The 22525-nt window shown below is 60.4% G+C and carries 18 protein-coding genes and 2 pseudogenes; 9 read left to right on the top strand and 11 right to left on the bottom strand.

Annotated elements, in window-relative coordinates; translation table 11 throughout:
• Window positions 1-375 precede the first annotated feature (375 nt).
• From AC1DOX_RS22055 to AC1DOX_RS22035, 5 genes and pseudogenes are all read right to left on the bottom strand, one after another.
• Window positions 376-1062: pseudogene (locus tag AC1DOX_RS22055) on the bottom strand (transposase); the annotation flags it as partial.
• Window positions 1063-1350: 288 nt separating this feature from the next.
• Window positions 1351-1680 carry a cupredoxin domain-containing protein gene (locus tag AC1DOX_RS22050; RefSeq protein WP_441620574.1) on the bottom strand — a complete coding sequence of 110 codons (330 nt, stop codon included), beginning with the start codon at window positions 1678-1680 and terminating at the stop codon, window positions 1351-1353.
• Window positions 1681-1692: 12 nt separating this feature from the next.
• Entirely contained in the window at window positions 1693-2190 is a 498-nt protein-coding gene (locus AC1DOX_RS22045) for a DUF4142 domain-containing protein (protein ID WP_441620730.1), read from the bottom strand.
• A gap of 417 nt (window positions 2191-2607) precedes the next feature.
• Window positions 2608-2922, bottom strand: coding sequence for a high-potential iron-sulfur protein (locus AC1DOX_RS22040; RefSeq protein ID WP_441620576.1), 315 nt, complete (start codon window positions 2920-2922; stop codon window positions 2608-2610).
• 1409 nt (window positions 2923-4331) lie between these two features.
• Entirely contained in the window at window positions 4332-4634 is a 303-nt protein-coding gene (locus AC1DOX_RS22035; protein ID WP_477112583.1) for a DUF3303 domain-containing protein, read from the bottom strand.
• A gap of 888 nt (window positions 4635-5522) precedes the next feature.
• Between AC1DOX_RS22035 and AC1DOX_RS22030 the strand changes: the two genes are divergently transcribed.
• Window positions 5523-5954 (top strand): CopG family transcriptional regulator, encoded by a 432-nt coding sequence (locus AC1DOX_RS22030; protein WP_441620734.1) that lies wholly within the window; start codon window positions 5523-5525, stop codon window positions 5952-5954.
• Window positions 5955-6005: 51 nt separating this feature from the next.
• On the top strand, window positions 6006-7124 hold the full coding sequence (locus AC1DOX_RS22025) for an extracellular catalytic domain type 1 short-chain-length polyhydroxyalkanoate depolymerase (RefSeq protein ID WP_441620578.1): 1119 nt from the start codon (window positions 6006-6008) through the stop codon (window positions 7122-7124).
• Between the two features lie 410 nt (window positions 7125-7534).
• On the opposite strand, the gene AC1DOX_RS22020 is transcribed toward AC1DOX_RS22025, so the two are convergent.
• Complete coding sequence (locus AC1DOX_RS22020) at window positions 7535-9796, bottom strand: catalase (protein WP_441620580.1); 2262 nt, start codon at window positions 9794-9796, stop codon at window positions 7535-7537.
• A gap of 373 nt (window positions 9797-10169) precedes the next feature.
• Here AC1DOX_RS22020 and AC1DOX_RS22015 point away from each other — a divergent pair, with 373 nt between their 5' ends.
• Together AC1DOX_RS22015 and AC1DOX_RS22010 are read left to right on the top strand one after the other, a co-directional pair.
• Complete coding sequence (locus tag AC1DOX_RS22015; protein ID WP_441620582.1) at window positions 10170-10442, top strand: hypothetical protein; 273 nt, start codon at window positions 10170-10172, stop codon at window positions 10440-10442.
• Between the two features lie 16 nt (window positions 10443-10458).
• A pseudogene (locus tag AC1DOX_RS22010) lies at window positions 10459-10989 on the top strand (DNA ligase-associated DEXH box helicase); the annotation flags it as partial.
• Here AC1DOX_RS22010 and AC1DOX_RS22005 read toward each other — a convergent pair.
• Complete coding sequence (locus tag AC1DOX_RS22005) at window positions 10989-11354, bottom strand: PHA-granule associated protein 4 (RefSeq protein ID WP_441620584.1); 366 nt, start codon at window positions 11352-11354, stop codon at window positions 10989-10991. The pseudogene AC1DOX_RS22010 and the gene AC1DOX_RS22005 overlap by 1 nt on opposite strands.
• A gap of 614 nt (window positions 11355-11968) precedes the next feature.
• Here AC1DOX_RS22005 and AC1DOX_RS22000 point away from each other — a divergent pair.
• Together AC1DOX_RS22000 and AC1DOX_RS21995 are read left to right on the top strand one after the other, a co-directional pair.
• Entirely contained in the window at window positions 11969-12154 is a 186-nt protein-coding gene (locus AC1DOX_RS22000) for a hypothetical protein (RefSeq protein WP_477101641.1), read from the top strand.
• Between the two features lie 12 nt (window positions 12155-12166).
• On the top strand, window positions 12167-12613 hold the full coding sequence (locus AC1DOX_RS21995; protein ID WP_441620736.1) for a YhjD/YihY/BrkB family envelope integrity protein: 447 nt from the start codon (window positions 12167-12169) through the stop codon (window positions 12611-12613).
• A gap of 147 nt (window positions 12614-12760) precedes the next feature.
• On the opposite strand, the gene AC1DOX_RS21990 is transcribed toward AC1DOX_RS21995, so the two are convergent.
• From AC1DOX_RS21990 to AC1DOX_RS21980, 3 genes are all read right to left on the bottom strand, one after another.
• On the bottom strand, window positions 12761-13201 hold the full coding sequence (locus tag AC1DOX_RS21990; RefSeq protein ID WP_441620585.1) for a PRC-barrel domain-containing protein: 441 nt from the start codon (window positions 13199-13201) through the stop codon (window positions 12761-12763).
• A gap of 1690 nt (window positions 13202-14891) precedes the next feature.
• Window positions 14892-16967 carry an amylo-alpha-1,6-glucosidase gene (locus AC1DOX_RS21985; RefSeq protein WP_441620587.1) on the bottom strand — a complete coding sequence of 692 codons (2076 nt, stop codon included), beginning with the start codon at window positions 16965-16967 and terminating at the stop codon, window positions 14892-14894.
• Window positions 16968-16983: 16 nt separating this feature from the next.
• Complete coding sequence (locus tag AC1DOX_RS21980) at window positions 16984-18069, bottom strand: glycosyltransferase family 4 protein (RefSeq protein WP_441620589.1); 1086 nt, start codon at window positions 18067-18069, stop codon at window positions 16984-16986.
• Window positions 18070-18593: 524 nt separating this feature from the next.
• Between AC1DOX_RS21980 and AC1DOX_RS21975 the strand changes: the two genes are divergently transcribed.
• Window positions 18594-19052 (top strand): ElaB/YgaM/YqjD family protein, encoded by a 459-nt coding sequence (locus tag AC1DOX_RS21975; RefSeq protein WP_441620591.1) that lies wholly within the window; start codon window positions 18594-18596, stop codon window positions 19050-19052.
• Window positions 19053-19666: 614 nt separating this feature from the next.
• Here the strand turns inward: AC1DOX_RS21975 and AC1DOX_RS21970 are convergent.
• Window positions 19667-20104, bottom strand: a complete 438-nt coding sequence (locus AC1DOX_RS21970; protein WP_441620593.1) for a DUF3597 domain-containing protein — start codon at window positions 20102-20104, stop codon at window positions 19667-19669.
• Window positions 20105-20527: 423 nt separating this feature from the next.
• Here AC1DOX_RS21970 and AC1DOX_RS21965 point away from each other — a divergent pair, with 423 nt between their 5' ends.
• Both AC1DOX_RS21965 and AC1DOX_RS21960 read left to right on the top strand, forming a co-directional pair.
• The gene (locus AC1DOX_RS21965; RefSeq protein ID WP_441620595.1) at window positions 20528-20923 is read left to right on the top strand and encodes a hypothetical protein; all 396 of its coding nucleotides are present in this window, start codon (window positions 20528-20530) and stop codon (window positions 20921-20923) included.
• Window positions 20924-22002: 1079 nt separating this feature from the next.
• Window positions 22003-22482, top strand: a complete 480-nt coding sequence (locus AC1DOX_RS21960; protein WP_441620597.1) for a nuclear transport factor 2 family protein — start codon at window positions 22003-22005, stop codon at window positions 22480-22482.
• The last annotated feature ends 43 nt before the right edge of the window (window positions 22483-22525 follow it).

Genomic DNA, 22525 nt, shown 5'->3' with positions numbered 1-22525 from the left:
TTGGATCCCGGGGCAGCGGGTCGTTTATTGAGCTTACGATACTTCTGTTCCCATCGGATTGGTTGCAACACTGACGTGTGATGTACTAATCACCCTAATTAGGGTAAGGTCGGACATCCTGTTAGTAAGCGCTTGTCGGTACGATGCCCAACGGCGATTCCGGGGATAGCGCTGGCAGCGTTTGTCGACGGATGATCGGCGATCAGGTGCTGTACGGCTCGGGATTGGCTATGTCGACGCACATCTGCTGGGCGGCGTAGCCCGTCTTCTCGAATTCTCGGTCAATCGGGCCGTGACGACGTCGAAAGGGTGCGCCCAGCGTTAATGGGCCCCTCAGGGCTACCTTCTGTCCGCTTTGTTGGCTCAAATGGGTGCTTACGCACCCGCCAGGCGCATCGCCTTCATTGTCTTCGAGAAGCCGAGAATTCTGAGCACGCGCTTGAGGTTGTACGCGAGAACATGCAGGCTCATTTCAGTACCTACATTGGGTAGCGTGCGCGTAAGGAAGTGCGCGTAGCCCATCCAATGCTTGAAGGTTCCGAAGACATGCTCGACGGTTCTCCTTCGAACCGTCATTGCATCGGGAGTCTTATCAAGCCGGCGCTGGACTGCCTCTAGCACTTCCTCATGCTCCCATCTGGAGATGCGTCGGTAAGGACTCGGTGTGCATTGCGATCTCATGGCGCACTGCGGACAAGCACTACTCCAATAGCGGCGTAGCCGCAGTCCATGTTCCTCTCTCGTAAAGCGGTAGATCGCGCGTTCATCAGCGGGACACTGATATTCGTCGTCTCGGGCAATGTAGATGAAGTCGGCCCTATCAAACCGACCTCCCGCCTTCGCGCTAGACGTCGCTGGCTTGGGCAAGATGACAGCAATGTCCGTATCCGCGCATGCCTTGATCTCCTGCGCACTGAAGTAGCCACGATCGGCTATTCCCATTGCATCGCGAGCGGCTCGAGCCATCGCGCTGAGTTGCGCCTGATCGGTGCCTATATTGGTGACCTCATGAGAGACGATCAGATGGTGCTCGGCATCTACGGCCATGCGTCCATTCAAACCAGAACATGAGGACAAGGACTTTAGTGCTCTGAAGGATCCGAGCGGAAGGCTTATCTATGTGGGTGGAAGCCTTGGCCCTCCGACATGTCGATAGCTCGGAAATCACGATCACCCACGACACAGCGGACTGGCGGCCGGTGCCTTCGAGTAGATGGATTCGTCGAGCTATTAGCCGAGACTGGCCGAGTTATGTTGAGAGGGCGCAGACCGGCGCTTCCGGTCCATGGCAGTCGTTCGGCGCGTTCGTCAGAGACGCACTAACAGACGGAAAAGCGGATCGAAATCTGTCTATTCGACCCGCAACATCCCCTTCATCGTCGGATGGAGGCCACAGATATAGGGATAGGCCCCCCTTTGGGTCGCCCTGTACTTCCACGACTTGCCTGGCGCAATGCTTTTCGAGTCGAAGGCAGCGGCTTGGGCCGTCACCGTATGGGGGAAGGGGTCCTTGTTGACCCAGACAACCGTATCGCCCACCTTGATAGCCAGTTCCTGCGGCGAGTATTGAGTACTGTCTATCGTGACCGTGTGGGATGCCGGCCCGGCGCTGATGGTCCGCACCGGGCCGGCGAGCATCAATCCCAATGTCATCAGCAGGGGGATAGACGGGTTTCGCATGGTCTGAAGGAGTTACTTCTTGGCAAGCTCGGTCTGGATATGCTTTGCGTGCTCCAGATGCGCGACAAAAGCCGGGCGCACCTTGACCAACAATGCCTTCAGTTCCTCGTTCTTGGCGCTCGGAATGAGCGTTTTGTCCATGGCATCGAGCACCGACTGATGATAGGAGACCTCATTGTCGATGTAGGCGCTATCGAATTCTGCACCCTTGAGACCCTTTAGTTTCTGGATGTTCTTTTCGCCGCCCGACTTGAGGCTCTGGCTGGTAGGATTGTCCTCAGGCGTGACTTTCAGTTTCTTTACCAGGACGGTGGCCGATTTGTTGACACCGGTATGGTCGGTGACCATCTGCTTGCCGAATGCCTTTACGTCCTTGCTCGATCCTTTGGATTCGGCAAGCTTGCCAGCATCGATATCAACCTGGTTTGCCGTGACCACGATGGAGGCAATCTGAGCGTCGTTGGGGGCGGGTTCCTGCGCCGTGGCTGCATAGGCCGCAAAGATGAACATGCCGGGTAAAAGAATGCTTGCGATTTTCATCATGTTTGCTCTCCGATTGGTTAGTGCCCGATACACGGCTCACTCCGAATGTCGTCGCCATCAAAGCGGACAGACCATCCGCGCAGGTGAAGGGCGCCGAGCACACGATGGACCCCCGCGTCACAACGCGGACCTGAAAGCCGAACGTACTTTGAAGGTAGGGCTTCACCCCTTTCGGCAAGGGACTGACGCAGCATCGTGCGAGCTCGCAAGAAGCGCGTCTTGACCACGTCGTTGCTAACACCCTGCGGATTCAACCTAACCCAACTTTCGGCATCCGCAAAGATCCCTTGCGCAAATTGCGTACCCTGGCCAGAGTGAGGCAAGTGCAATGGGGGATCCCTTTGATGTGGAATCATGGCTCAGAGTGGCGCGCGTCCTGATTTCTCAGGCCTTTTTCACATAAGAGTTGCACCAACCATTTGCCGCAACTTGCTTACCACCGAAGATGGGGCAGGGTCCCCACGCGTCGCTGACCTTGCCTTGAAACAATTGGCAGTTACTGCACTTCTGGCTGGCCTCGTGTTTAGGAAACTTGGCCTTATCCACCTTTGTTGTGTCGTGCTTATATCCGAGTGAAACGGCTTGGGGATCGCTTGCATCAAGCTTTCCCGCTTGTGCGTTCGCCGGCGACTCGATGCCGGTCACTGCGGCCGTTACAACGCTCGATACTCCCTTCAGAAATGTTCGTCGAGTTGTCATCGCAGCACCTCCAGTTGAGAGGATCGTTGGGCGGCTTGCTTCGCGCCGACGGCATAGGCCCCCATTCTTCACGGTAGACGCTCGCGCTGGAAACACAAGCCTGATCCCGCGGATGGTCTCCGTGACCAGGTCGATGCCATGCCGCCCGCGCAGCTTTCGGCCGCAAGTGTGGAACGGAAGTCAGCATAGGTTCGATTCCACAACCGGCGCGGCGTCTGCCGTGGACTCAGGCCGAGCCGTGTTGCTGCGATACCTCGTCTTCAGATGTCCGTCCGCCGAGGAGCGTGCTGGCGCGCACCGCTGGCATTGCTACAATTCGGAAATACATCCCATCTTGATATATTTCCAGACGCCCAGAGGACCATCAATGGAAATGGATGTGAGCGATGCGCTGTCTCTTGTGACCCTCGAACAGGCGATTGTCGAAGCTGAAGCACGTTTATGCCGCCAGCGAGCCACGCTTGCGGAGCTGGACGCAGCCGCCGCCCCGATCGAGGCCTGTCGATCACTCATTGCAGCGCTGGAGGCAACGCTGGAGCGGCTAAGGGCTGCACGCATCGACGCCATTCGGGCTGAAGCATCCTCTCGCGTAACTCGATCTCCCGATGGGTCACCCGGGCCAATCGGTTGATGGGCCACGGCTGGAGGGGCCACAGACGCCTCAGTGATGTGCCGCTCCCCAGCCTTGCGACTGCGAGAGTCGGCAGCAGCTAACAACGGGAGAAACTGGCGTGCCCCCCAGTTGAGGGTGGCCCAAAGGCCCATTACCGGCTGAGCGCCCTAGATCGAGAGCAACCTGAGAGTGGTCGGCTCGGCCCGGGGGGGGTACCTGAAACCCCGGCGGCCGCTGCATCAGCCATTTCATCGCGAACGTAAGAGGGACCTTGAATTGCAATGCGCTGCGCGAGATCTGCTGCGGTACCCCGTCCCAGCGCAGTGAAGCTGCGCTGGCAAGTCGCAGCCAATTCGCGTGCCGCAATGTCCAGCCGCTGCGTTCCATGAGGCGTTTGCCTGCGCGTTCCTCAAGCTGGATACCTGTTGGCTGACGGCGCTCTGCGAGACACGCGGTGCCTCGACGGCGCGGGTGAAGCTGAGGTGGGCTGCCGCCTATGGGGCGCTATTGCCGGCATGACTAGCTTTGGATCTGGAAAGCGCTTACTGAGTCGGATGCCGGTCTGCTTCTGCTAGCAAGGTGAAGATGGCACGATGTGCGGTCGGCCGTCGTAGGACCGCCCCCATCGGACTCGTGTGCAACCTGCACGCTCCCGGTGCGTCCGCCATTTCGTCATCGCGCCGGATCAGCGACGAATCGCTTATGGTGGCTGGCGGCGCAAGCGCGAAGACGCTGGCGACTGCCAAACGAAATTAATGTGGGCACGACGTAATGGTGCCGCGATTCGCCTCGGACGTCACTTGCCTTTCAATCCGTCGCGCCAGGCGATCGCTTCGAGTTCGACCCGGACTGCGTCTTCGACGGCAATTACGGGGTGCGCCCGGAATTCAAATGCAGGGAATGTTGAGCAAGCCTTGTGAACCGTCAACGGATCGTCGCAGTCCACCAGCATATGCCCACCCCACTCACCCACGCGAATAACGAATAACTCGATCTTGAAATTGTCTGGCGCCTTCCATTGACCAAACACATCAAGGATTCGCTTTGGGGCATTCTCATACTCCGTGGCCGAGCCTTGTGGGCGTTCGAACCAACTGATTATGTATTTTTTGCCACCCTCGCTTAAAGCGTGGACGTCATCAGAACGGTATTTTCTGGACGGACTAGCGAATGAGCGCCATGAACTTTCGTGGCCCGTGTGCCAAGTTAGTTCGAAGCTTTAGGTCATCGCCAAAGACATGCCGAGCAAACGAATTTGCGGCATGCGGGTTCCGGCGTCGGCAAGTCCTCGGGCCGATGCCCGCTGGCCCGTTCGCAGTACGACGGTTTGCCAGCAAGCCCGCGTCGTCCAGATTGTGCTTTTCGAGCATGCGGGCGCGACTAGGGCACGGCTTCAAGAAAGAGTCCTCCATCGAGGAGACGGCCAGCGGGTGCGGTTCTTGGATTTCGACTGCGGTCGATCGATCGCTATTGCATGGTCCCCCGATCTCACTCCCGCCCAGGGGGTGATGCATGAGAAAAGTACTGCTGCGGTTCCTCGCTCCGCTTGAGGCAACCGTGATATACCCCATTGCCTCATTGAGCAGGCGACCGTGTGGTCCGTCAACCTCTACTTCTTGGGCCCATCCCCGGATTTGGAAGCCAACCTGATCAACCCCGAGGTTTGCCGCGCTCAAGGCAAACCTGCGCGAGCGAGGCTAGGGCGGTCCACCGCGTGGACTGGGCACCGCGGTGACTTCCACACTGTCGCTTTCGGCGTTAGGGGCGGCGGTCCGCACTGTATCCCCGGATGAATAACGGCTCGCCATGGGACAAGCTATTTATCGTCGCGCGGCAGCGAGACCTCTCCGGACCCCAAATTGCCGCACTTGACGGCGCACTTATTCAGGCCTATAACCATCCCACCGGATGGTATTGGGATGGTAAATGGATGGGTATGCAGACGTGGCCGGCGCTCAGCTTCCCTGAATTGCAAACTAGGAGAAAAATGGAAAGGCCTTATAACGCACAAATATCGACGCTTAGGCCGAAAGGAGGCGAGACGGAGAAAATCACCATCAACCTCGGCCCGGTCGATCTGGGCCGGATCGATTTGTTGGTGGAGGAAGGCTTCTATTCCAACCGAACCGATCTGATCCGCACCGCCATCCGCAACCAGCTAGCCGTCCACGCGCAGGCGATTCAGGAAACGGCAACGCGGCGGGCGCTGGTGCTGGGACTTCAGCATTTCTCTAAGCAAGACCTCGAGGCGGCATTGAAGGCCAACGAGAAACTGGCCATTCATGTGCTCGGTTTGGCGAGCATTGCATCGGATGTCAGCCCCGAACTGGCGTCGGCGACGATCGAGTCGGTCGTGGTGTTAGGCGCCTTTCACGCGCCAGCCGCCGTCAAAGCGGCGTTGGCTGGGCGCATACGGTAGTACGCGGCAATCTCGCCGCACCTGGTTCGCCAGGCCTGCAGAGACCTCAACATGAAGATGAACGACGCCTTCCTTGCCTCGATGCATGAGGCCATGCACCTGCTGCAGACAGCGGGCCCGATGGAGGCGACAGCCGTCATCCAGCGCGCACTTCGCGGCCAATCGCCAACTGGCGACACAGGCAAAGCGCGAGCGCCGATGCCGGCGCAAGTGGTCCAATCTTTGTTGACGGACAACACGTTGCAGGGCCGGTCCCATACAGCGCCATCTGGGGAATCCGCCGCGCCGCGCCGCGCGCCACCGACTGCAATGCCCGGCCACTTCAGCCGGCACACCTATGCCAACCAGGCCGGGCAACGGTCCTACAAGATCTACATCCCGGCCGGGCATTTGCAGAAGCCGATGCCATTGGTGGTCATGCTGCACGGCTGCACGCAGGATGCCGATGATTTTGCCGCCGGCACACGCATGAACGCGCTTGCGGACAAACTCGGCTTTGCGGTGGTGTACCCGAACCAGTCCGCCGATGCCAACACGTCGAAGTGCTGGAACTGGTTTCGTCCTGGCGACCAGCAAGCCGACCGGGGCGAGCCGTCGATCATCGCCGGCATCACCCGCCAGGTCATAGCCAGTAACCGCATTGATCCGGATCGGGTCTATGTCGCGGGGCTGTCTGCCGGTGGCGCGATGGCGGCGGTGCTGATTCAGCAGTATCCAGATATTTTTGCCGCCGGCGGGGTCCATTCGGGCCTGCCGATGGGGTGCGCGCATGACCTGCCTTCGGCGCTGGCGGCCATGAAGGGTGGCAAGGGACTTGGCGCTTCCAGACGAGGCGTCGCGCCCCCGGTGCGGCCGGTGCGTCCACTGATCGTGTTTCACGGCGATGCGGATCACACCGTGCATGCGTCGAACGGGGCGCGACTGATCGAGCCATATGAACAAGGCCACGATCACAAGCACACTGTGTGGGACACCGTCCGCGCGGGCCATGCCTACACACGATACCGGATCTCGCCGCCTGGCGGTGTGGATGCAGAATACTGGCTGATTCACGGTGCTGGGCATGCCTGGGCCGGTGGCGGCAGCGGCGGGTCATATACCGACGCAAAAGGGCCGGATGCCAGCACGGAAATGCTGCGATTTTTTCTCGCCCATCCTCGGCATTCCTGACGTTCCTGCGTCGCGCAAAAAAGACCGTGAGACATATCAAACGCGTGCGAGGGGCATGGCTGGCCGTCCTCGCTCGTGTTGACGGTGGTCTGCGGCCTGGTCGTCTCCAACTTCATTGACTCGGAAAAGCTCATCGAGCACTGATTCGAGTCATGGGATGGCACCTAAAGCGGTATGGGGGTATGAGTGCGACCTGACACGCGTTGCAGTGTCTGGCGAATGACCGGAGCTTGCCAATTGTCCCGACACGCCCGTTGGCTGTCGGGAAATATCGGGTGGCCGGCGAGAATGATTTCTTCGGCACCATGCTGAACGATGCGAGGACGCTGTCCCGTTCGTAGCCACCTTCGGCACGCCGAATGATCAGCGCGAAGTAGTCCGGCCACGCCTAGGCCAGAAAGGTAGATTCGTCAGACTGCCACCTTCTTCGCATCCTCGCGCTGCCACCAGCGGTGCTGTCCTACAGCGTCCAGGAATTCCCGATGGTGCTTGCCGTGCTCGCCCTTGCCGACAATTAGGCCTGGGCCGGCAAATCCGCCCTCGATGCCAGCGCGCCGTGCCGCCTCCGCTATCAGCATTGCGCCGTTGCCACCCGCGCCGACTGCCTTATAGTGTTTGTATGCCTCGCTGACGAACAGCAGCGCGGCGGGATCGGGGTCCGCTGGAGGATTGTTGTCATCGGCAACGTAAACGGCATCGAACAGTACCGAGCCGACCGATGCGAGCGCGTGATCCACGGGCAATGACATGCCGCTGGTCGTGGTGACGCTGCTCGCGCGTGGCCCGACGAGTCGAATGTTCGCGCCTGAGGCGTTGGCCAGCTGCTTCAGGGAATCGATGACGGCGTCGTTCACGCCGTCGTTGACAAGTACGGCAATGTTGCGGCCCGTGATGTCGCCCTTGGGCTGCGCATCGAGACTGAGCGCTGGCGAGGCTTCGATGCCGTAGTCGTCGATCTGGATGTCCGGGCCAACGGGCTGTACGTCGATGCCCAGGTTTTGCGCAACGCCTTCGGCAAGTTCCCGGGCGATATGCACAATCTGGCCGACCACACGCGCGCGGATGGCTGAATCCAGTACTTTCGACAACTCGAACGAATAGGCCGCGATGATTTGCTGCTGCTCGACATTGGACTGGCTACGCCAGAAGAGGTTGGCCTGCGAAAAATGATCGGCAAACGTCTGGCTGCGGACCCGGGCCTTGACCGCGCCGTCCTCGGCGGGGACAGGAAAGTGCCGATAGGCGTCCTTGTCACCCGCAAGGAACGGGCATCCGCCGCTCACCGAGTTGGGCTGGTAGCTTTCCTTGCCCTGCACGATGGTTTGCCGCATGAAGCCGTCACGCTGATTGTTGTGGACCGGGCACAGCGGTCGGTTGATCGGCAACTCGTGGAAGTTGGGGCCACCCAACCGTGTGATCTGCGTATCGATGTACGAGAATAGCCGTGCGTGAAGCAACGGGTCATTGGTGAAATCCATGCCGGGCAGGATATGCCCCGGGTGGAAAGCCACTTGTTCGGTTTCGGCAAAAAAATTGTCAGGGTTGCGGTCCAGCACCATCCGGCCCACACGCCGCACCGGCACCAGTTCTTCAGGGATCAGCTTGGTGGGATCTTGGAGATCAAAGCCGAGCGTGAGCATGTCGGTCTCTGGCACCAGCTGCACGCCGAATTCATATTGTGGATAGTGACCTGCCTCAATCGATTCCCAAAGGTCGCGCCGATGGAAATCGGGGTCCTTCCCGTTGATCTTGAGCGCTTCGTCCCAGACGAGCGAATGTGCGCCGCCCACGGGCTTCCAATGGTATTTCACGAGCGTGGCTTCGCCCCTCGCGCTGATCAGGCGGAACGTGTGCACGCCGAAACCCTCCATCGTACGGAAACTGCGTGGAAGCGCGCGCCCCGACATCGTCCACAGCACCATGTGCATCGACTCGGGTTGCAGCGAAACGAAGTCCCAGAACGTATCGTGCGCCGAAGCAGCTTGCGGGATTTCGTTGTGAGGTTCCGGCTTGACTGCGTGCACGAAGTCCGGGAACTTGATGCCATCCTGGATAAAGAACACCGGCATGTTGTTGCCGACCAGATCGAAGTTGCCTTGCCGCGTGTAGAACCTGGTGGCAAAGCCGCGTACGTCGCGCGCCAGGTCGGCCGATCCCCTCGATCCGGCCACCGTGGAAAACCGCACGAATACGGGCGTCTTCTCGCCGACGCGGGTTAGCAGATCGGCCGTCGTGTAATCCTCCAGGGACTCGTCGAGTTCGAAATAGCCGTGTGCCGCAGCGCCACGTGCATGAACCACACGCTCCGGTATGCGTTCGTGATCGAAGTGTGTAATCTTTTCACGGAGGTGGAAATCTTCCAGCAGGGTGGGGCCGCGCAGCCCAAGCTTCAGCGAATCGTCATCCTGTGGAATCTGCAGACCCTGGTTGGTGGTGAGCGTCTTGCCGGCATTCGATTCCAGGTTGCCGACGCTTGGCGAACCCAGTCGTCCGGGCCGAGTGGCAAGCCGGTCGGCGACGGCTTTCTCGTAAGTGCCGTCGTGATTGCTGCCGGCCGCACGGTTCTGGCTGGGGTTCGTATCGGGGCCCTGTTTCGCGGTCGACACCGGATTCTGTCCGCGATGCGCTTTCTCGCCGGTTGGCTTGCTCTTCTGGGACGGCTGTTTGGGCATGGCTGTATCTCCTCACGCAATGACAACTGTGGAATCGTGAGCGCTGCAGAATGTGTGCCACGCATTCAAACGCTAACGTCGATAGGGGGGCGCGCTGGCCTAGCGTGTTGGGTGGCGAGGGGGTGGCGGGGAAATGGCGCTGCAGGCGCGCGAAGCCCGAAACCGTCGACTTGTGTTGATTCCCAGACTTGGTGGCCGTTTCAAACAGACCTTGGCGTCGTTGCCAGTGGTTGCCACACTCGCTTGCCGATGGGCGAGCGGACAACCGTGTCGTTTGTGAGAATGCGCCGACAGCCAAACGGGACGCGCCACGCTGGCGGGCCGGCGCGGACACACCCTATCCTTGAGGGTATTCGACGACAAGGGAGATGACTTGGACTGGCTCGACGCGCTGCAATGGCCCGCCATGGCCATCACGGTAGCGGCCACGTGGCTGGTGGGTAGCCGCTCGACGGGACGGCGCCGGATTGGCTTCTGGGTGTTCCTGATCAGCAATGCGATGTGGGTGGGGTGGGGCCTGCACACCAGCGCCTGGGCGCTCGTGGTGCTGCAACTCGCGCTGGCCGCGCTCAACATACGGGGCATGGCGGAGGCCCGCAAGGAGCGGCGCGCGGCAGTCAATGGAGAACGACAATCCGCCGCATGAACAAGGATGCATGCCGATGGCGCACGATGAAGGCGCGCGCGGCGATCTGATCGTGGCGCGGCCGGAAGGGCTCTACTGTCCGCCCGGCGATTTCTATATCGATCCCTGGCGGCCGGTCGAGCGTGCCGTCATCACCCATGCTCATTCCGACCATGCCCGCCTGGGCCACGGCGACTATCTCTGCGCAGAGCCGGGCCGTGGCGTGCTGCTGGCCCGCCTGCCCGGCATCACGCTCGATACGCTGCCCTATGGCGCCAACATCCACCACCATGGCGTCACACTGAGCCTGCATCCGGCCGGGCACGTCCTGGGGTCGGCGCAGGTGCGGCTGGAACATGCGGGGCGGGTCTGGGTGGCCTCGGGCGACTACAAGGTAGAGGCCGACGGGACCTGCGACCCGTTCGAGCCGGTGCGCTGCGACACCTTCATCACCGAAAGCACGTTCGGCCTGCCGATCTACCGCTGGCCCGCTCAAGTTGACCTGATGGCCGAGATCTTCGCGTGGTGGCAAGGCAACGCGACGGCAGGGCGCGCGAGCGTGTTTCTCTATTCGGACCAGGTCGTGTCGACTTCCCGTAGCAAATGGCCGGCCAGGATGTAGTCCCCGAGCCTGGCGGCTTTTGCTTCGAGGGCCTCAAGTTCGCATACAGGCATGCCGCCGAGCTCAAACTGACAGTAGAGATTTCGTTGCCGGAACGTCACTTTTTGTCGCTTCAAGCCGGCAGCGAGCGCCGTTGGCGATTTGACAGCAATGCTCTCATGTCCACGATACTCCACGCGGATGCCAGCCAGGCGCCTGAGTTCGGCGGCGTCTCGCCAGCCAGTCTCGTAGTCGAGTTCGACGAGTCCAACCCCGGCAGCCTTGAGCAGGCAAATGGCCTCTCCTTTGGTCGTAGCTCGTGCCGTTGTCATTGTCGCTCCCGTTTGAAATGGTCTGTGGTGGCCCGCCGATTGGCATTTATCGTTTTGCGCTACGGGTATGCGCATTTTTTGCACACCGCTCGGTGAGTGCCCATCCCCCTTTTTGGATGAGCGTATGCGCCGATCATCAGGCGCAACTCACTCGCGACCGTCATCCTCCTTGACCTGCCTTTGTTGCCAACAGTCTCAGGCCGCCAAGTTTCCTGTTCGCGTGGCGCGTCGCTAAGAGACTATGCCTCCCGCTATTCGCCCAAGGAGATGCCGAACGGTCGGTCTGCACTGCGGAACAATTGAGAATGCATCATGTGGTGATACATGAGACAGCCCACCATCAGTCGATTGCATTACGGCCCGTAAGAGCAGCCGGGCACGCGCAGGCCTCTCCCTTTGCTTCAGATCGTACTCGAGTCGCGCCGCGCATGTCGGACCAGTAGGGGTCACGGTCGTAGTTCGTCCAGCGGGTTGTGCCAGGTGAAGAGCCCGGCCGCGGCTCGTTCACGTCCCGAGCGGCCACTGTGCGACAGGGCACATTCCGAAAGGGTGCGTTCGTCAGGCTGCTATTTAAAATTGCAGACGTACGACTAGCCGACATGAAGGGGTCTGTCATGTATGCAGCAAACTACAGGGGTTATACCGTGCGCGGATTTGCATTGCCCACGGGCGATGGTAATTTTCTTGCATCAGGTGGCGTTGACAAGAGCAGCAGGCGGCTGGAGGAGTCGGAAGGCCTCGGTTGCTTTTCCTCGAAGGATGCGGCCGCCGAAACCGCTCTCGCGTGGGCGAAGGCGTGAGCTAGCGCAGCACTGGCTGCCGCTGGCCGCTATTGGGGCACCTTATTTGGGGAATGGGAGGCGTTCGGCCACTTTCTGGACATGGCGCTAAGCTTTGTACTCGTTACGGTGGTGTTCGCCATGATCTACAAGATCATGCCGCATGCGGACGTCCGCTGGCCCGACGTGTGGCTGGGGGCCGCCGTTACGTCGATCCTGTTCTCAATCGGTAAGCTGCTGATCGGGCTTTACATTGGAAAGACTGGGGTCGCAACGGGCTATGGGGCAGCAGGCTCCCTGGTGGTCGTGTTGGTATGGGTCTACTACTCCGCGCAGATATTTCTGTTAGGCGCTGAATTCACCTGGCTATATGCCAACCAGTTTGGCTCGCTGCGCGGCCGGCGTGACGAGTCTCAAGCTTGCCCGGCATCGGTGCGACGTGCCCGACAGCGTCGATTGCCTCGAGCCTCATCTGGGTGATGACCGCGAGAATTCACCACTTCGCATGCCGCGTCCGGCGGCTTCAACAATTGCTGCAGCCGTGGACATCAGCCGACTGAATCACCGTCTGCAAAGCTGTAAGACCTGCTGGCAGGCGCAGGCCCTACTACTGGCTCCGCTTCCTAATCAGAGCGCGCCACGCACGTCGGTCCAGTAAGGATCACGCTCGTAGTAGCGGTAGACCGATGTCGCCCATTGGGGATCGGCCATGCTTGGCCAACTGTCCTTGTTAAACCCTGGGGCGTTCTTGATGCGTTCCGCCGTCAGGCCCAACCGGAAGCACTTTTCGTCGGTATCCATGACCAGTGCGCTCCATGGAATGGCGTGTAGGGTATCCCCGATGCCCAGGAAGCCGCCCGTGGTCAGCACGGCGTATGCCACTCGTCCGCTTTGTACGTCGATCATGATCTCGCTGATCTGGCCGACATGCTCATTGTCGGAAGCGTAGACCTTGGTCCCGTCCAGGCTGGAGGCAGCCATGACTTCAGGGCCGGGGCCTTCGCCCAGACCGCTGCCGACGATGGTAGCGCCTTGGCTGGGATCAAGGGTGGGGTTATTGGGGTTCATGGCCGTCTCCGGTTGTGGATTGGAGCCCGATATGGCGCAACAAACATGCCTGCGGCGGATCTGCGGCCGCGAGGCGTCGTTGCCACACCAGAGAGTTGTGCCGGTATCCAGTCTGCGCGACACATCGCGCGCAACGCAGCGGGCTTCGCCCGGCAACCCGCGTGAGGATCGTTCGGATGCGACTTCTCCGTTTATTCCGCGAGAACGGTTTTTTTTGCCAAACCGTAATGCCGTTGGGAGCTTCCTGGGTCGGCTCGTTCCTTGCTCGGATATCCGCGAGGATGTGAGGGAGCCTATAATGAGCGCCTTAGTCAAAACGATCGCGAAGCCGCTCGTACCGCTTCTGATAGGCATCGCCGGCGATGCTTGCCTGCGCTGGTATTGCAGCCGTTCAGGCACGACTCCGCAGAGATAACGTCACCGCCGCGGCCGCCCGCGCGATCCCCCGAAAGTTCGGCAGATGGTCAACATGAACCGGAAGGGTAGCCTTGTCCAGTCGGCTATTTCGCACCTCTTACAGCTGCCGAAGAACTGCTGGCCAATAACGGGGTCGGAGGCCGTTTAGTACGACATAGCAATTGCCTAACGCCTTGCCATTGTTGGCGAGCAGCATTGCAGGTTTTACACCCGAGCCAGGCGCGGCACCGCTCGTTTTGCCTCGTGCCGGGGCGTGGTGGTCCCGGCGATGCACACGCGGATCTCGCGCGAGATCTCGGTCGGTGGACACCGCAAACGAGCCGCACGAGACTGGCTGGTGGGCGGGCATTGCCGGCCGGGTTGCGCAATATCGCGTGTTCATTGAACAGTTCGGCTTCCCAGCCAAGCGCGGGCGCACGCCCAGCCACGCGCGGCACGGGGCGTGGAGGGCCGAGGAGTTGCGCGCCGCCGCCCTAGTTGGCCAACCGGTCGCGGCCGAATCCCCCGGCTGGTACGCCGCGGGGCCTGCAGGTGGGCGCGGCGCCGGACCCACAAGACGCCGCGCTCAAGGCCGCTAGGAAGCCGCGCCGGTCTTTCCGCATCGCGTCATTTAACCAGCCCTGCCGACTGAGGCAGAATTGAAGTTGCTTTGCCTTTCCAAGGAAGGATGATGCTATTTGCAGAAGGTCCCTCGGTTGTCGCCAAGTCCTATGACGCCAGCATGGGCGAGCAGATGTGATTGCTGTGAGTCGTAGCCGAGTTCGCTGAACTCCTTGCGGCACGCCTCGATCAGCAATTTGCATACCTTCCAGTGAAAATCCGCCGCGTTCTTTGGCCCGTTCCTTGCCGAGCAGTCTGAACAGGGCCCCCATTTAGGAGCGCGCCATGACTACCTTTTTCAACCGGGGTGTAAAAGCGCTGTTTCATAGGCGTAGCAGCGATGATTGTCGGTGCCGAAGTCGCCGCTATTCAGGGTCGGTTCCAACGTAAGGACGATGCCGTTGCCGCTGCCGTTTCGCGATCCTTCGGAAAATCAAATGGCCAATGGATGGCGAAATAGAAGGCGCTCCTTATGAGGAGCCCTCTCGCCGAAGTTCGCGCATACCAGGGATCGATTCGCCTTCGAGATTCTCGCCGCCAAACGCCTTAATTGGTGGTGGTAACCAGCACATTCCCGCGCCGCGCCAACACACTCACCACTACGCTACCGCCAGCACGCCGAAGCAAAACATCGGCCGATTGCTCGCCCAGTGTCAGACCATGCAGAGCCACTTCATCCATGAATGCGGGAAGACATGGGTGACGGAAGATGATCTCGCGGGCGGCAACGTCGAAATCCAGACTCAGGCAGGTGCAATAACGACAGTGGAGTTGCCGCGGACCAGGCTTGCGGACTACAGGCCACCGGATAGAGAGTTGGACCGCGGTTTCGCCGACGCACAAAACCACAGAACAGTTCCGGCAGCCGACGCAAGTCGATATGCGTGGCGGCCGCGAAGAGGCCCTCGAAGATGCGCAAGGTAGCGTCATGCAGCCCGTAGCGCGCGAGCCCTGCTGCGATGATGGCGTTATCGTGCGGCCAGACTGATCCATTGTGATAGCTCATGGGGTTGTAGCGCGCCTCCGTCGAGGCCACCGTGCGCACACCCCACCCGGAAAAGGATGCGCTCGCCATGAGCGTGGCCGCAACAGGCGCAGCGCGTTCTGGCAAGGCGATGCCGGTGTAGAGCGCGTGGCCCGCATTGGACGTCCGCACGCGACAGGGCCGCTTGTCGCCATCAAGCGCCAAGGCGTAGGTTCCGAGTTCGGGATCAAAGAAAACCTGATCAAAGTGCGCGCGCAGATCCTGTGCCTTGATGTCCAATGCGGCGACCAGCTCACCGTGACCCAATTGGTGTGCAATGCGGGCGGCCGCAATCCAGGCGCCGTAAACATAGGCCTGCACTTCCACGAGGGCAATGGGGCCATGCGCGAGCGTGCCGTCTGCATGGAAGATGGAATCACGACTGTCCTTCCAACCTTGATTGAGCAGCCCCTCCGCAGTATGGCGTCCATACTCGAAAAAGCCATCGCCGTCCCGATCTCCGTAATGCTCGATCCACTGCAGTGCGGCGTCGATATGGGGCCATAGCTCACGCACCGTGATGATGTCACGGGTGCGGTCCAGGTAGGCACCCGCGAGCATGACGAACAACGGCGTGGAATCAACACTCCCGTAATAGCGTCGGAACGGCACTTCGCCCAGGATGGCCATTTCCCCCTGGCGGCTTTCATGGAGGATCTTCCCCGGTTCTGCATCCGCCGCGGCGTCCACTGCTGTGGCCTGATGGGCGGCGAGATAGCACAGGACTCCGCGTGCGATGCCCGGGTCCAGCCACAGGGTTTCGAGCGCCGTGATCAGTGCATCGCGGCCAAAGAAGGTGCTGAACCACGGGATCCCGGCATAGGGATAAGGTCCGCAAGGCGTCTGGGTGTTCAGCATGTAAAGGTCCGACATGCTGCGGCCCGCCGCCTCGTTGAAGATCTCGTTGGAGGTGGTTACCGTCGCCGCGCCCGCCGACAGCGCTTGTAGGGAGCGCCGCGCGGCGCGCAGTGCCGTGGGAAACGCCCGACGCGGCGAGCGTCCATCCCGACGCGCGCCGGCACAGCAGACTTCGATGTACAGCAAATGGGTTTTCTGAGGGGCCAACTCCAGTTCGAAGACCGCCTCATCGTCAGTCAGACTTGTGGGTGGCGGATCGAAGCAAAGCTGTGTGGTGCGCGCGTGACCATCCAGTCCGGTATAGGACAGTGTGGCTCCGCCGCTGCATAGCTCCGTTGGATGACTTAACCCGCGGTTCACACGACGGGCGCCTCGCACCTCGAACAAATCGGCGAAATCGGCGGCAAAGGCCAGTTCGAGCCTGACGTGTCGGGGGCTGTCGTCATAATTCCTCACGGCCAGGCGTTCGTAGCAGGTATCGTCCCACAGGAAGCGCGAGCGTCGCAGGTGAATGAGATCGTGTGCCATCGCCAGCCGCCCGCTGGCATCGAAGAGGTCGGGGTTAGTCAGGTCAAAAGTGAGCGCGGCATTGTCGTCACGCAGCACGGAACTGAGCAGGATCGGACGCCAGCCTCCGAAGGTCAGATAGAAGTGCGACAAGTGACGGGTATCGCAGTAGTAAAGTCCATCCGAACCGCCTACGTCCGAGATCGCGTCGCCGTGCTGGTCGAACACCCCAAAAATGTCGCCGTGCTTGAGCGTACGGGGACGGCTTTCGCGCAGAGAGCGCGAGGCTGCAACGATGATGGGAGCAGCCGGAGTCGCTTCGGGCTTCTGCCCGCCCCCGTCTTCCGGAGTATCTAGCATCGTTTCCCCCGCGGGATCAAGCAGCGACGTGCAAGTCGGGGGGCGGCAGCGCCACGCGGTTGGCCGGCACCGGCTCGTACTTGCTGCAGTTGTAGAGCGCAAGATAATCGTATGCCATGCGTTCCGCGGTGAAACGCCGATTGAAGGTACGGCGTACGCCAGCGCGGTCAATCGCGCCGATGTGCCGGACAGCAGCCACCGCCTCCTCCACCGAATCCACAATGGATCCGGTTACACCATCATCCACGACTTCTGCCACCGAACCCCGCCGGAAGGCGATGACAGGCGTGCCGCATGCCATAGATTCAATCATGACGAGTCCGAAGGGCTCTGGCCAGTCGACAGGGAACAGCAGCGCGATCGCGTCGCCAAGAAAGCGCGTTTTCTCGCGCTCGCCGATCTCGCCGATGTACTCGACATTCGGGTGGCGCTCGATCAGTGGTGCGATCGTTGTGTCCCAGTACGGCTGGTCAACGCGGTCCACCTTCGCTGCAATCTTGAGCGCCATGCCCGCGCGCACGGCAATCTCGATGGCGCGGTCGGGTCGTTTCTCGGGGGAAATCCTGCCGAGGAAAGCTAGATAACCGCCGTGTGCAACGGCATTGAACGGAAGGAGGCATTCTGGCAACCCATGGTAGACATTGCCCAGCCAGGAGACTGGCGGCATAGGGCGCCGTTGCTCGATCGAAATGGACACCAGCGGGACGTCAGCGAACGCAGTATAGAAGTGCCTTAGATCAGGCAGGTCTAGCCGTCCGTGCAGCGTGGTCACCGTGCGGTGGGAAAAGCTCCTGATGAGTGGAAAGTGCAACAGGTCAGTATGAAAGTGCAGCACGTCGAACTCGTCCGCCCGCTGGCGGACCTCGTCCAGCATCATCAGATAGTAGGGCAATGGGTCCCTGACGCTGGGATTCGACCGTAGAGCCCGGTCGACGCAACTGACAAGGTGGGCGGGCGTCGATGAATCACCACTGGCAAACAGCGTCACATCGTGACCCAACCGGACGAGTTCGTCGGTGAGATAGGCGACGACGCGCTCGGTACCGCCATATTGCGTGGGCGGACAGCATTCCTGAAGCGGCGCAATTTGTGCGATCTTCATCTTCGAGATCTCCCGAACCGCTGAGAATAGAACTCGCGCGAGCGCTGCGTCCGATCGCCGTGAGTACAGGAAATGGTCGCTCGCCCATTGGCAAAGCAAAGGACATGCCGGTCCAAATTGCCACGCCAGCACTACCGCGACTCGCCGGGCAGGAGCCAATCCTTGGTTTGGTTCTGCCGCCAGCATTGCGGCTGCATGCCCTGAGGAAACTCGCCGCCGGGCGTGGATGCGCGGCAATGCTGTGGCCTCTTTGGGAGGCTCCGTCGCTTTTCTGACGCTCATTCTTACGACTGGCCTGTGGCCTTCGAAAATACGATGCCGGCCACGGAAGCAATCCCGACACCAAAAAATTCCCGATTTTGTAAAGCGGCAAAAAATCGATCCGTCGGCGCGTCTCGCTGACGCTCGTCTGGCGTCGCCCGATCAGCGTCCATGCCGGGCATGAAAGCTGCACTGCTTCTCGTTAGCGCGCAAGGATCCGCCTTCGCGCCAAGACGTTTAGCCATCTAGTACGGAGGAGGATCATGGAACAGTTAGAAACGGAAAGCACGCTTATCAGGGGCTTGGGAACGAGCCTAGAAAGGGAGACCTCGACGAGCAATGGGGAGTACCTTTCCAAGGTCCCGAGCGGTGGCGCAGATGGCGCGTCGGCTTCAATGGAGAAAACCGCATCGCAGGCCCTTTCAGACGCGCTTGACAAGCTGTTGGAGCGCCTTCCCGGCTTGGTTGGAGAAGACCGGACCAAGGCGAAGAAAGAATTTCTTGAGTTCGCGGCAAAGTCCCACAGTCGCCCCATGGAACTCGTCGCCAAGTCGGCGGAAGTCGCCAAGCGCGTCACCGGCGGCGTCAAGCAGGAGTGGGAAGCAGGGCGAGAGCGTGCAGATTCGTACGTTCATGCCAATCCATTCCGCGCGGTGGGCATCGCCGTGGGGATTGGTGTGTTGCTAGGTGCGATAGGGGTTGCCAGTTTGCATCGGCATTGAGTCGAAGGGTTAATTGCCAACCTCTCGTAGGACGTAAGCCCCAGAGAGGGCTGGCAGCTAATATTGGCAGGCGGTGGAAGCCGTGCTAAGAAAGTAGCGAGGCGGCTGCCAGGCCGCTTCGCCAACAATATGCCGCGGCCGGGGACCAATCTTGGCTCGGGAGACGCCCTACACGAATGGCGTAGGAGGTCTGCAGCACGCGGCCCCCCGCAGCTGTCGGTTTCGGTCCTGCGGAGCATTTTTGGGCCGCCGCTGGCCTCAAGGACTGACGTGCCATCTGGGGATGTCGCTCCCGGAGGTTGCTCCAGCTCGCAGCTCGCTGAAACGCGCGATTGCCGGCAAGGCGGAATGCGACGCGCCGCTGCCTGTCCAGATCCCGCTGCTCGCTCGATGACAAACTCATCGAAGTGGCGTCGGGTAGATGTCGGCCGAAACGTTCTCGTACCGGGTCCATCTCTGCGTCACCGCGCGAGTGATGGACGTGGAATGGGAACACGGAAGACTTACCGCTCCGCACCTGGATCGGACACGCTCTCCCGCGTATCGAGGCTTCGACCCATCGCACCCCTACCGGCCTCTGGTGGAGTCGGTCTGGCGCCGGTAGTGATACCGGGTTATGAAGTCAAATTTTGCGGCAGTTTGCCGCCATTAGCCGCAAGTTCGGCCATGACCTTCTTGTGCAGCCAGACGTTCATCGCGGCCGAGTCGTTGAAGTCTCCCGAATAGTTCAACTCCTTCGCCAATTCTTTGCGGTGTTCCAGACTGCTGTCGATACCGAGCGCCTTCATGGTATCGACGATCGAGGTTCGCCAGTTCAGTTGTTGCCCAGCTTCGCTTACGGCCTTGTCCATCACCGCCTCGACATCGACGGCGGACAGCGGCTTGGCCGGGCTGGCGGGGACTGCGGTGGCTGGGGCCGTTGCGCCCGAGTCAGGCAGATTCGGGCTGGCTCCCTGTGGCGTGGTGGGAGGCGTCCCGGTTGTGGTTCCCGCCTGCTGGGTCGGCTGGGATCTGTGGAGGAGCTTGTTCATCATGTCTTTGAAAATGCTCATAGCGCGACTCTCTAAAGCAATGGTTATTCGGGCGCCGCGTTGCGGCGCATGCGGGAGCTTCAACTGAGCAATTTCTGTTCCGACCCGGGCTGGGCGGGGCCCCGCCCCAGTCAACATTTGTATGGCTCGATATCGCGGGGTACTTCGGTTGCTGTCGAGACACAGGGCCGCACTTGGAACCTTCGCCACCGCGACGCCCGCGATGTTCTGTCTGGGTTGCCACACTGGATATCGTTGCTGGTGACGGCAATGCTTGCCTTGTGAGAAGCAGATCGCGGGCCGATATTCGGTAGGTCCTATCGAAATTGCAAAAATTGGAGTAGCAAAATTACCCCTGAGCCTGCGTGACGTGGCAGGAATTGTGTCTGCCCGTGAGGATGCGCAAGAGTGTGCGTCCACCGAGAATACGGCGCACGGCTTGGCATGCTGGTTGCAGAAATCGCTACATTCGATGCGATCGACACGGAGGATGAAATGTCCACGATCACTGCGAGCTTTTCCGAGCGGTCTGCAGCAGCCATTGCCTGTCAGGATCTGAGAGAGACTTATCCCGGCCTCGCCGTTACCGTGCAGCTTTCAGCGAAGTCGGGGGGCGAGGATAGCGAGGATGGTTTTATGCCCGCACTTCGCAGTCTGATGGTGGAAATCGTGGGCGCTCAGCACCCGGACGGCCACGAGGACTCAGGTGGCGATTCCGCGAAGCTGATCGTCACCGGCGTGGACATGTTGCACCTGGAAGGCGTGGAGGCCCTGCTATCGAAGCATCATCCAATGCTCATCAATGAATCGACAGAGAGAGCAGGCCATGACGGCAAATAGAGTAGTCCTTCGGGCGGCTGTGCCGGTCCTCGCCCAGGCGTTGGCATTTCTCTTGGGAATGGCGTGGGCAGCTTGGCAACGACGAAGGCGCACTGTCTCGCCTGCCGCCTCTCTTTGTCGACCTGGAAACCCCGATAATTCAGATACTAGCCCCTGATTCCGCGGGCGATTGAGAGGTGGAGAAAGTTCTGACTCCCGAGGGTTGTGCCACTGTGGGCGAGCTATGCGCTGGCGCATCGGAACAAGTCGGATGCCTTCATATGCGTCAGCTGTTTGTGGGCTCCAGGGATCCACACACCGCTTCGAGTTTTGCGAAACTGGCGTAAAGGCCACTGGGTTACGAAGCAGGCGCTTCGGAAACGATTTGAAGATGCAGACCGCTCCGGCGTCGCGCCGACGGGCGGTGTCAGCATTTGGGCGGCTTGCGGTTGATTGCGGGTGGAGAACGGCAGACGCAGAGGGGAATTGCAGATATTGCCGACGGTCACCCCTTGGCTCGCGGCGTCCTCGTTGGCCTCTGCGGCGCCTATGCGCAGATTGTCGACGCGATTACAGAGGTGCTGGAGGGAGCGCCAGCGCGCTGCCGGTCAGCCTAGGGAGGCGTCATGAACCCGTTTCGGGCAGGGAAACACAGCACCGTGATTGTTGGCTCAGCCAACATGACCCGCGGCGGATTTCTCTGAATCACGAGGCCTCAGCCTTAATTCCAGATCCGCACGGGAATCTGGTGGCTTCAGTCACTCAACACTTTCCACGTAATAGCCGGCAATTGATCCAGACCGGAACTCAGCTAGGCAACTACTGTGCGAACAATTGCGACGCCGGACAAGTACCAAAAATAAAGTTGTAATGGAAAGATGAGATGTGCTCCGCGGTTCAGTTCTTGCCATGGGGATGCGGACATCAGCCGCCGCATGTGGCCGCGTGTTGGCGTGCGGCCGGCATACACATCGGCCGCAATTTCCCCTTGACATACAGATCTGTCTACTCAACACTAGTAGACAGATCTGTCTCATTCGGTTTTTGGTGAGGCAGGTTTTTCAGAATCACCTGATTCCCGCCTTCCAAGGAGCTTTCCCATGTCGAGCCAACCTGAAGTCCGCCCGCCGCTGCCCCCGTTTACGCGTGAAACCGCCATCGCCAAGGTCCGTGGTGCCGAAGACGGCTGGAACAGCCGCGATCCCAACCGTGTGGCGCTGGCCTACACCGTCGACAGCGCGTGGCGCAACCGCGCGGAATTCGTCAATGGCCGTGAAGCTATCGTCGCCTTCCTCGCGCGCAAATGGCAAAAGGAGCTGGACTACCGGCTGATCAAGGAATTGTGGGCGTACGAGGGTAACCGCATCGCGGTGCGCTTCGCCTACGAGTGGCACGATGATTCCGGCAACTGGTACCGGTCGTACGGCAATGAGAACTGGGAATTTGACGAGAATGGCCTGATGCAGCGCCGCTTTGCCTGCATCAACGACGCGCCGATCCGCGAGGCGGACCGCAAGTATTTCTGGCCGCTGGGCCGTCGCCCGGACGACCATCCTGGCCTGAGCGACCTCGGTTTCTGAGAGGCACCTGGAAACAAAAAAGGGGCGATGGCATTGCTCCATC

The organism is Cupriavidus sp. 01L415 (assembly GCF_056400065.1).
This window is presented reverse-complemented; position numbering and strand designations above follow the sequence as displayed.